Source organism: Kitasatospora sp. NPDC041988 (assembly GCF_055588525.1).
The window spans coordinates 2,843-9,823 of record NZ_JBVJCO010000043.1 but is presented as its reverse complement, the minus strand read 5'-3'; the positions used below and the strand labels follow the sequence as shown (position 1 = coordinate 9,823).

The following is a 6,981-nucleotide window of genomic DNA, read 5'->3' as shown; positions in this document are numbered from 1 at the left end:
GGGTGACGACCCCCCTTACCTCCCACGCTTGTCGCTTTGTTTTTGGGGTGTTTTTCACTTTTGTCTTTTCCCCTCCCCCCCCCCCCCCCCCCCCCTCCCCACCGGAAGGGGCGGCGGAGCGTCAGTACGGCCGGACGAGCACGTGCGCGGCGCCCGGGATGCCGACCTTCAGCAGCTCGTCCTCCTCCGGGGTGGTCGGCGTGCCGGTCTCCTGCTTGAGGACGGCGCGGGACAACGCCTGCACCCACATCGCGCGCGGCCGGCGGCGCTGCTCCCAGGCGGCCAGCGCGGCGGCCACCTCGCCGGAGGCGGTGACGGCGTCCAGCGCCTCGGCGAGGACGAGCGCGTCCTCGACCGCCATCGCCGCGCCCTGGGCCAGGTGCGGCGTGCTCGCGTGCGCGGCGTCGCCGGCCAGGACCACCCGGCCGACGTGCCACGGCTCCTCCACCGTGACCTGGGAGATCCGCGAGTAGACCACCGCGGCCGGGTCGGTGACCTGCGCCAGCGCCTCGGCGATCGGGCCGCCGAATCCGGCCAGCCGCGCGGCGAGCTGCTCGTGGGCCTGCTCCGGCGCCGGGCGGAAGTCCTCGGACTCGGCGAACACCGAGCCCAGGTACATGAGTTCGTCGGAGATCGGGGTGAGCAGCGCCTTGGCCTTGACGTTCCCCGCCGACATCACCACGCCCTGCACCTCGGGCAGGCGCGGCAGCGTGACCCGCCAGTTGGCGAAGCCGGTGTACTCGGGCGTGTACGTGTCGCCGTACAGCCGCCTGCGCAGCGGCGAGCCGATGCCGTCGAAGCCGACCACCAGGTCGTAGCGGCCGCTCCGCCCGTCGGAGAGGGTGACGTCCACACCCTCGCCGTCGTCGGTGAGTCCGGTGATCGTGGTGGCGAAGCGGATCGAGGCGCCGGCCTCGGTGGCGGCGGTGGAAAGCACCTTGGCCAGGGCGGGGCGCGGGATGCCGTTGGCGGCGGGCGCGTCGCCCATCCGGGGCTGCGGGATCCTGGCGAGGGTGGCGCCGGCCGGGTCGCAGATGGTCAGCACCTCCCACGCGAAGCCGGCGGCCAGGCAGGCGTCCAGCACGCCGATCTCGCGCATCACGTGCAGCGCGTTGGACGGCTGGATGATGCCGACGCCGAGCGCCTCCAGCTCGCCGCGCAGCTCGGCCACGTCGACCCGGTGGCCGCGCCGGGCGAGGGCGGTGGCCAGGGTCAGGCCGCCGATCCCGCCGCCGTGGATCAGGACGCGCAGAGGTGAGGTCATGACGGGGGTTCTCCAAACGGGGGAGTGGGAGGGGGAGGAGACTCAGCCGGCCGGCGCCGCGTGGGCGGTGGAGAGGTCCATCAGGTGGTCGACCAGGGCCAGCAGCAAGGCCCGCCCGAAGGCGCGCTCACGGACGTCGCCGAGGAGCATCGGCACCTGCGGGTCGAGGTCGAGGGCGGCCCGGATCTCGTCCGGTGTACGGGTGTTGTGGCCGTGGAAGCAGTTGATCGCGACCACGAACGGGATGCCGCGGCTCTCGAAGAAGTCGATGGAGGCGAAGCTGGTGTCCAGCCGGCGGGTGTCGGCGATGACGATCCCGCCGAGCGCGCCGTTCACCAGGTCGTTCCACATGAACCAGAAGCGCTCCTGGCCGGGCGTGCCGAACAGGTAGACCACCAGCTCGGGGTTGACGGTGATCCGGCCGAAGTCGAGGGCGACGGTGGTGGTGTCCTTGCTGTCGACACCGGACAGGTCGTCCACGCCGACGCTGGCGCGGGTCAGGTACTCCTCGGTGCGCAGCGGCGCGACCTCGCTGACCGAGCCGACCAGGGTGGTCTTGCCGACGCCGAAGCCGCCCGCGATCAGGATCTTCACGGCGGCGGGGGCGAAGGGTGCGTCAACGGTGCTGCGCGTGTCAACGGTGTTGGGGGCGTGGGAAGGAAGGGGTGCGGTCGGTGCCATGGTTCAGAGTCTCCGGAGTCCTTCGCGTACGGCCGTCAGCAGTCCGAGGTCCGCGCCCCCGCCGGCCCGGGCCACCGAGAGCGGGGCCCGGGCCAGCAGCAGGCCCTGGGAGATCAGGTCGCCCGAGAGGATCTTGGTGACCGAGACGGGCAGGTCCAGACCGGCCGCCACCTCGGCGACGGCGGCCGGGCGCCGGCAGCGGTCCAGGATCATCCGGTGCTCGGGCTGGAGCCCGCGCGACCCGGCGCGCGAGCCCCGGGCCAGGGCCGCGCGGGCCTCGTCCTCGACGGTGGTCAGCACCGTGATCAGGGTGAGGTCGTCGCGCTCGGGCGCGGTGCGGCCGCGGGTGATGGTGTACGGGCGCACCATCGACTCCGAGCCGTCCTCCTCGTCCTCGTCGGGCACCTCGCTCCAGTGCGGGATCACCGGGGCATCACCCCCGGTTCCTGGCCGCGAAGGCGTCGAACTCGCTGCGCGCCGGGGTGGTCAGCTTCTGGCCGACCTGCTGGACCAGGGTGTGCATGGCCACCGACATCACCTCGGCGTCCACCTCCTGGGAGGCGACGACGGCCAGGTGGGTGCCCTGGGCGGCGGCGATGATGAACAGCCAGACCTCGGACAGCTCGACGATGACCTGGTGCACGGGGCCGCCGTCGAAGAGCTGGCCGACGCCGCGGGCCAGGCTCTGCTGGCCGGTGGCGACGGCGGCCAGACGCTCGGCGTCGGCGCGCTCGATGGAGCGGGAGTGGCTGACCACCAGGCCGTCGTCGGAGAGCAGGACGGCGTTCCTGGTGCCGGGCACCGAGTCGACGAGTCCGTCGAGCAGCCAGTCCAGGTCCTGGTGGGTGGCGATCGTGCGGTTCATGTCTGGGGTTCCGTCCTCGTGGTTCGGGGGTCCGCGGCCGGGAGGGCCCAGGGGGAGGGGCCAGGCGCGGGGGTAGGGGGCCCGGCGGGCTCGGTTCGGGGTGCCGGGCGGGTGCCGTGGTCGAAGGTGGGACCGGGGGGCCGGTCGGGGAGGCGGTGCCCGCCGGACTCGTGGCCGCTGCCCTGGCCACGCGCCGCGCGGGACTGCCGCTGGAAGGCGCCGATCGCCGCCCCCGAGCGCCGCGCCGGGCGCTGGAACGCGTCGGCCGTCCCGGCCTGCCCGGTGCCGAAGCCGCCCGCCGTCGGGAGGTCGGCCGGACCGGGCGTGCGCTCGGTCCGGGGCGGCGGCGGGACGCGCAGCTCGGCGGCCAGGCTGGCCTGGCGCACCCGCTGCGGCAGCGGCGGCTGTCCGCCGCTCGGCTCGCTCGGCGGCACCGAGGAGGCGTACTCGGGCCGCTCCCGTCGTTCGGCGAGCCGGTAGTGCTGGGCCGGCCGGTACTGCTCGTCGGCGTACGGGGCTTCGGCGGGCGTCACCTTGGCGTACGCGATGTCCGGGTAGGCGGGGGTGTCGTGCCCGGGCGAGCCCGGGGCCGGTGCGGCCCGGGTCGCCGCGTAGCCCGGGTCGTACGCGGGGGCCTGGTCGTACGCGGGGGCGCCGCCGGCCGGGGTGGCGTACGCCGTGCCGTCCGCCGGGGAGCCGTGCTCGACCGGCTGGCCGGACTCCAGCGGCTGTTCGAGGGGCTGTTCGATGGACTGTTCCGGCGGCTGGACGTACTCGACGTGCGCGAACGCCTCGACCGGCGCCTGCCCGGCGGCCGACGGGACCAGCACGATCTCCGGCGGCTCACCGGCAACCGGCCCGTCCGTGCCCCCCCGCGGTCCGTCCGCCTGCGCCCCCGAGGTCAGCGCCGCGCCCAGCGCCGCCTGGCGCGAGCGCCGGACGAGCGGGATCGGCTCGACCGGCGTGGCGTCCGGCAGGCCCGCGTCGCCGTCGATGACCAGCTCGGCGGGGACGAGCACGACCACCCGCGTCCCGCCGAAGGCCGACGGCCGGAACTCGATCCGCAGGCCGGCGTTGGCGGCCAGGCGGGCGACCACGTAGAAGCCGAGGCGGATGTCGTCCGCCCGGGCCAGCACGTCCATCCGGGGCGGACGGCTCATCAGCTCGTTGGCCGCGTCGTACTGCGCCGGGTCCATGCCGAGCCCGCGGTCCTCGATCTCGACCGCCAGCCCGCGGCCGACCATGGCGGCCCGCACCTCGACCGGGGTCGGCGGCTTGGAGAAGCTCGCCGCGTTCTCCATCAGCTCGGCGAGCACGTGCGCGACCGGGCCGACGGCCCGCTCGGAGAGCCACGGGTGGCCCTCGACGTCCAGCATGATCCGGCGGTAGTCCTGCACCTCGCCCTGGGCCGAGCGGAGCACGTCCAGCAGCGGGACGGGCTTGCGCCAGCGCCGCTGCGGCTGGCCGCCGGCCAGGATCACGAGGTTCTCCTCGTAGCGGCGCAGGCGGGCGGTGAGGTGGTCGAGGTCGAACAGGCCCTCCAGCACCTCCGGGTCCTCGTGCTTGCGCTCCAGCTCGTCCAGCTTCTTCAGCTGCTGGCCGATCAGCAGCTGGGTGCGGCGGGCGATGCGCTGGAGCAGCCGCTCGAAGCCGCGGTGTTGCTCGGCCTGCCGGACGGAGGTCTCCAGCGCGGAGGTGCGGGCCAGGTTGAGCGCCTGGCCGAGGCGGGCCAGCTCGTCGGTGCCGTTGCCCTGCTCGCCGGCGGTGATCGCCCGGGTCTCGGCCTCGATGTCCACCTGCTCGCCCCGGGAGAGGCGCTCGACCACCTCGGGCAGGGTGCGCTCCAGCTCCTGCGCCTGGGTGTGCAGTTCCTTGATGCGGCGGCGCAGCGAGCGGGTGAGCCGCCAGCTGGTGACGATGACGGCGACGACCGCGACCAGGCCGATCACGGTGGTCAGCGCGAAGGTGGTGAGCAGCGAGAGGAACGAGCCCTTGCCGACCTCGACGATGCCGTCGGTGCGGGTCTCGATCGCCTTCACCAGCTGCGGGTTGAGCTGGTCGACGGCCTGGCGCCACTGGTCCTGGGACGGCGGCAGTCTGACGGTGCCGGTGGCGTCCGCCGTGACGGGCCGGGTCAGCGACTGCTCGACGGCGGACTTGGCCTGCCACGCCGGGCTGGTCATCAGGTCCTGCCAGGCCGCGGCCTCGGCGGCCGGGACGTAGGGGAGGACCTGGACGGTGAAGAGGTGGTCCTGGGCGCCGATGGCCTGCTGGACCTGCTGGAAGTCGCCGGTGGTGAGCTTCCCGGACGGCCAGCCGCGGGCCAGGATGGCGTCCTCGCGGGCCAGCATCTCCTTGGCCCAGAAGGCGTTGACCAGGGTCTTGGAGATCCAGGTGACCTCGCCGTTGTCGACGTGGCTGAGTGCGGTGAACAGCCGCAGGTCGACGGAGATCAGGTCGGTGTAGTAGGTGAAGGCGGCCTGCTGGTCGATGGCGGCGCGGTCGACGGCGGAGCGCTGTTCGGCGAGCCTGCCCATCGCCTGCCGCGCCTCGGCGACGGCGCTGCGCACCTCGGCGGGGGCGCTGTCGGCGGTCTCGCCGGAGAGCGCCTGGAACTGGCGCACCGCGTCGTCGGTGAGCTGGCGCTGGCGGCGCAGCGCCTCGGTGACGCTGCCCGGCCGGGCGAGCGACTCGGCGCTGAGCCGGCGCTCCTCCTGGAGGTTGTAGTAGACGATGTTGGACGGCTGTCCGGCCTTCTGGGCCAGCAGGCCCTGGTCGGCCTGCCGGCTGAAGTCGAGGAAGGTCTGGCCGCTGGTGACCGCCCAGAGGACGGCGAGGGCCAGGCTCGGGACGACGGCCAGGACGAGCAGCGCCGTCCGCAGTGACAGGCGCGGACGCCTGCGGGGGGTCTTCGGCGTCGGGGGCCGCCGATTCGCACGCGCGCGCAGAGCAGACTCCTAGGGGAAGGCGGCCGGCCTGGTGGGGCCGAACCGTCCGGGCCACGGGGCTTTTGACGAGGCGATACTAGTCATACCGTGTGATAGGAGTGAAAACCCGTTCGCTGTCTGGACGGTATGCACACACAGCCTTAACACAACGTCATTCGCGAGTTCATGATTGGTGGGCGAAGGACCGTTGTGACGCGGGATGTCCTCTTCTGACGTGCGATGACGTGCTATCGGGGCAGATGGGGGGTGGCCGGAAGGGCAGGCCGGAACATCCGGGGGGATTGTGTGAGAACCGTGTGCCGATGCCCTCAGGCGGTGAGCAACCGGGCCCGGGTCGATTCCAGTTCGTTCTCCAACACCCGTCCGGCGCCTGCCGCGTCGCCCCGGCGGACCGCCTCCACCAGCTCGGCGTGCGCCGCGAAACCGTGGCCCGGGTCGCCCTTGCGCAGCTCCAGCAGGCCCACCAGCTCGACCAGACGCTCCCTCAGGACGGGGAGGAACTCCGCGAAGAGGTCGGTCAGCACGGGGTTGTGGGCGGCCGCGACCACGGCGGCGTGCAGGGCGATGTCCGCATCCACGAACACCTCGTCAGCCGCCTCGCCGGCCTCCCGGCGGGCCGTCAGTGCCCGGTCGAGCGCGGCCAGGTCGGCGTCGCCGCGCCGGACGGCGGCCAGCCGGGCCGCCTGCACCTCGACCATCGTCCGGACCTCGTAGACGTGCGCCAGCTCCGCCCGGCGCAGCCGGGTCGACCAGTCCTCGCCGGGCCGGTCCGCCGTCACGAAGACGCCCGCACCCTGGCGGCTCTGCACCATGCCGGCCCCGGCCAGCGCGCGCAGCGCCTCGCGGACCGTCGACCGGCCGACACCCAGCTCCCTGGCCAGCGCCACCTCGCCCGGCAGTTTGGCGCCGACCGGCCACTGCCCGGTCGTGATCTGCTCCTCGATCCGCCGGGCCGCCTGGTCGACCAGGGGAGAGGGGCGGAGAGGGCCGCCGAGCGAAGGCATCGTGTTCACCTGACAGGTTGTCTGAGGAGTTGATGGGTGGTTACTCTACCCGGCATGAAGCCGTGGAGTCTCCTTCTTGGTGGCCGCAGCGGGGCCTGACCGAACCGGGGCCCCCCCGCAGGGCGCCCTGCTTCCCGTTCTTTTCCCTGAACCACCCCCTTTCGGAGGAACTTCACCGTTCGACTTTCCCCCCTCCTCCCCCCCCCCCGCCCTCCTCCC

Annotated in this window: 6 protein-coding genes; all 6 read right to left on the bottom strand. The window is 73.5% G+C overall.

Annotation, left to right across the window (positions count from 1 at the left end; translation table 11 throughout):
* Positions 1–121 precede the first annotated feature (121 nt).
* A complete protein-coding gene (locus tag ACZ6NC_RS32220) occupies positions 122–1,264 on the bottom strand; it encodes an FAD-dependent monooxygenase (protein ID WP_465737391.1) in 1,143 nt (380 codons plus the stop codon).
* Between the two features lie 42 nt (positions 1,265–1,306).
* Positions 1,307–1,945: a GTP-binding protein gene (locus tag ACZ6NC_RS32215; RefSeq protein WP_465737390.1), complete on the bottom strand. Its 639-nt coding sequence runs from the start codon at positions 1,943–1,945 to the stop codon at positions 1,307–1,309.
* A 3-nt stretch (positions 1,946–1,948) separates the two neighbouring features.
* The gene (locus ACZ6NC_RS32210; protein WP_465737389.1) at positions 1,949–2,371 is read right to left on the bottom strand and encodes a DUF742 domain-containing protein; all 423 of its coding nucleotides are present in this window, start codon (positions 2,369–2,371) and stop codon (positions 1,949–1,951) included.
* 7 nt (positions 2,372–2,378) lie between these two features.
* The gene (locus ACZ6NC_RS32205) at positions 2,379–2,810 is read right to left on the bottom strand and encodes a roadblock/LC7 domain-containing protein (RefSeq protein WP_396319717.1); all 432 of its coding nucleotides are present in this window, start codon (positions 2,808–2,810) and stop codon (positions 2,379–2,381) included.
* Positions 2,807–5,545, bottom strand: a complete 2,739-nt coding sequence (locus ACZ6NC_RS32200) for a sensor histidine kinase (RefSeq protein ID WP_465737449.1) — start codon at positions 5,543–5,545, stop codon at positions 2,807–2,809. The genes ACZ6NC_RS32205 and ACZ6NC_RS32200 overlap by 4 nt, the downstream gene beginning before the upstream one ends.
* A gap of 521 nt (positions 5,546–6,066) precedes the next feature.
* Positions 6,067–6,762: a FadR/GntR family transcriptional regulator gene (locus ACZ6NC_RS32195; protein ID WP_465737448.1), complete on the bottom strand. Its 696-nt coding sequence runs from the start codon at positions 6,760–6,762 to the stop codon at positions 6,067–6,069.
* Positions 6,763–6,981: the final 219 nt, after the last annotated feature.

Bases quoted from the DNA above. Each gene is read 5' to 3' on its own strand.
- ACZ6NC_RS32220 (WP_465737391.1), bottom strand. From the start codon at position 1,264: ATGACCTCACCTCTGCGCGTCCTGATCCACGGCGGCGGGATCGGCGGC.
- ACZ6NC_RS32215 (WP_465737390.1), bottom strand. From the start codon at position 1,945: ATGGCACCGACCGCACCCCTTCCTTCCCACGCCCCCAACACCGTTGAC.
- ACZ6NC_RS32205 (WP_396319717.1), bottom strand. From the start codon at position 2,810: ATGAACCGCACGATCGCCACCCACCAGGACCTGGACTGGCTGCTCGAC.
- ACZ6NC_RS32195 (WP_465737448.1), bottom strand. From the start codon at position 6,762: ATGCCTTCGCTCGGCGGCCCTCTCCGCCCCTCTCCCCTGGTCGACCAG.